General features: G+C 62.1%; 2 protein-coding genes. Both read left to right on the forward strand.

Going from position 1 to position 2,752, the window contains the following annotated elements; translation table 11 throughout:
- Nucleotides 1-2,024: elongation factor G (gene fusA / locus WCE35_RS09900; RefSeq protein WP_424593161.1), on the forward strand; the 2,024-nt coding region annotated here is incomplete at its 5' end.
- 39 nt (nt 2,025-2,063) lie between these two features.
- On the forward strand, nt 2,064-2,752 hold a 689-nt coding region (locus tag WCE35_RS09905), incomplete at its 3' end, for a GTP-binding protein (protein WP_424593162.1).

Consider the following 2,752-nt stretch of genomic DNA (forward strand, 5'->3'; position numbering starts at 1 on the left):
CGCATATCGACGCCGGCAAGACCACGACCACCGAGCGCATCCTTTATTACACCGGCAAGAGCCACAAGATCGGCGAAGTGCACGAAGGTGCCGCGACGATGGACTGGATGGAGCAGGAGCAGGAGCGCGGCATCACCATCACCTCGGCCGCGACCACCGCGTTCTGGAACGGCAAGCGCCTCAACATCATCGACACGCCCGGCCATGTCGACTTCACCATCGAAGTCGAGCGCAGCCTGCGCGTGCTCGACGGCGCGGTATGCGTGCTCGATTCCAACCAGGGCGTCGAGCCGCAGACCGAAACCGTCTGGCGTCAGGGCGACAAATATCGCGTTCCGCGCATCGTCTTCGCCAACAAGATGGACAAGACCGGCGCCGACTTCTTCAAATGCCTCGATGATATCGTCGATCGCCTCGGCGCCAAGCCGATCGCGATCCAGTTGCCGATTGGCTCCGAGAACAACTTCAAGGGCCTGGTCGATCTCGTCCGCATGAAGGGCGTGGTCTGGGAAGACGAGGCGCTCGGCGCCAATTTCAGGGATATCGATATCCCCGCCGATCTCGTCGACAAGGCCAAGGAATATCGCGAGAAGATGCTGGAAGCCGCCGTCGAACTCGATGATGACGCGCTCGCCGCCTATCTCGACGGCAAGGAGCCGGATGAGGCCACCTTGAAGCGCCTGATCCGCAAGGCGGTTTTGACCGGCGCCTTCTATCCGGTGCTGTGCGGCTCGGCGTTCAAGAACAAGGGCGTGCAGCCGCTGCTCGACGCGGTGGTGGATTATCTGCCGTCGCCGGTCGACGTGCCTGCGATCAAGGGCATCGATGACGACGGCAACGAGGTCGTGCGCAGGGCCGACGACAAGGAGCCGCTGGCGCTGCTCGCGTTCAAGATCATGGACGACCCGTTCGTCGGCACCATCACCTTCTGCCGCATCTATTCCGGCATCCTGGCCAGCGGCACCGGCGTCATCAATTCGACCCGCGAGAAGAAAGAGCGTATCGGCCGCATGCTGCTGATGCATGCCAACAACCGCGAGGACATCAAGGAAGCCTATGCCGGCGACATCGTCGCACTTGCGGGTCTGAAGGAAGCGCGCACCGGCGACACGCTGTGCGATCCGAACAAGCCGGTGATCCTGGAAAAGATGGAATTCCCCGAGCCGGTGATCGAAATCGCGATCGAGCCGAAGTCGAAGGCCGACCAGGAAAAGCTCGGCGTGGCACTGGCGAAGCTCGCCGCCGAAGATCCCTCGTTCCGGGTCTCGACCGATCAGGAGTCCGGCCAGACCATTCTGAAGGGCATGGGCGAACTCCATCTCGATATCAAGGTCGACATTCTGAGGCGTACCTACAAGGTCGATGCCAATATCGGCGCGCCGCAGGTGGCGTTCCGTGAGCGCGTCACCAGACGCGCCGAAGTCAAGTACACCCACAAGAAGCAGACCGGCGGCACCGGTCAGTTCGCGGAAGTGTCGATCGTGGTCGAGCCCAACGAGCCGGGCAAGGGCTATGAATTCGAGTCCAAGATCGTTGGCGGCGCGGTGCCGAAGGAATACATCCCCGGTGTCGAAAAGGGCCTCAACAGCGTGATGGGCTCCGGCGTCGTCGCCGGCTTCCCGGTGGTCGACGTCAAGGTGCAGCTGGTCGACGGCAAGTATCACGACGTCGACTCCTCGGCGCTGGCCTTCGAGATCGCCGCGCGCGCGGCGTTCCGCGAAGCGCTGCAGAAGGGCAAATCCGTTCTGCTCGAGCCGATCATGAAGGTCGAGGTGGTGACCCCGGAAGACTACACCGGCTCGGTCATCGGCGACCTGAATTCGCGGCGCGGCCAGATCCAGGGTCAAGACATGCGCGGCAACGCCAACGTCATCAATGCGATGGTGCCGCTCATGAACATGTTCGGGTACGTGAATAACCTGCGCTCGATGAGCCAGGGACGCGCGACCTTTACGATGCAGTTCGATCACTACGCCGAAGCACCGGCGAACGTGTCGGCAGAAGTCCAGAAGAAGTTTGCCTGATTGTCGTTGACGGCAGTCAACGATTGAACGGAGAGTCAAATGGCCAAAGCAAAATTTGAACGTACCAAACCGCACTGCAACATCGGAACCATCGGTCACGTCGACCATGGCAAGACCTCGCTGACCGCAGCGATCACCAAGGTGCTGGCGGAGACCGGCGGTGCGACGTTCACGGCGTACGACCAGATCGACAAGGCGCCGGAAGAGAAGGCCCGCGGCATCACGATCTCGACCGCGCATGTCGAGTATGAGACCGCGAAGCGGCACTATGCCCACGTCGACTGCCCCGGCCACGCCGACTACGTGAAGAACATGATCACGGGTGCCGCGCAGATGGACGGCGCGATCCTGGTGGTGTCGGCGGCCGACGGCCCGATGCCGCAGACCCGCGAACACATCCTGCTGGCGAAGCAGGTCGGCGTCCCCGCGATGGTGGTGTTCCTGAACAAGTGCGACATGGTCGACGATCCGGAGCTGCTCGAGCTGGTCGAGCTCGAAGTTCGCGAATTGCTGTCGAAGTACGACTTCCCGGGCGACAAGATCCCGATCATCAAGGGTTCGGCGCTGGCAGCCCTCGAAGACAAGGACAAGAAGCTCGGTCACGACGCGATCCTCGAGCTGATGAAGAGCGTCGACGAGTACATTCCGCAGCCGGAGCGTCCGGTCGACCAGCCGTTCCTGATGCCGGTGGAAGACGTGTTCTCGATCTCGGGCCGCGGCACCGTGGT

It is taken from the genome of Bradyrhizobium sp., from assembly GCF_049691595.1.
Classification (GTDB): domain Bacteria; phylum Pseudomonadota; class Alphaproteobacteria; order Rhizobiales; family Xanthobacteraceae; genus Bradyrhizobium.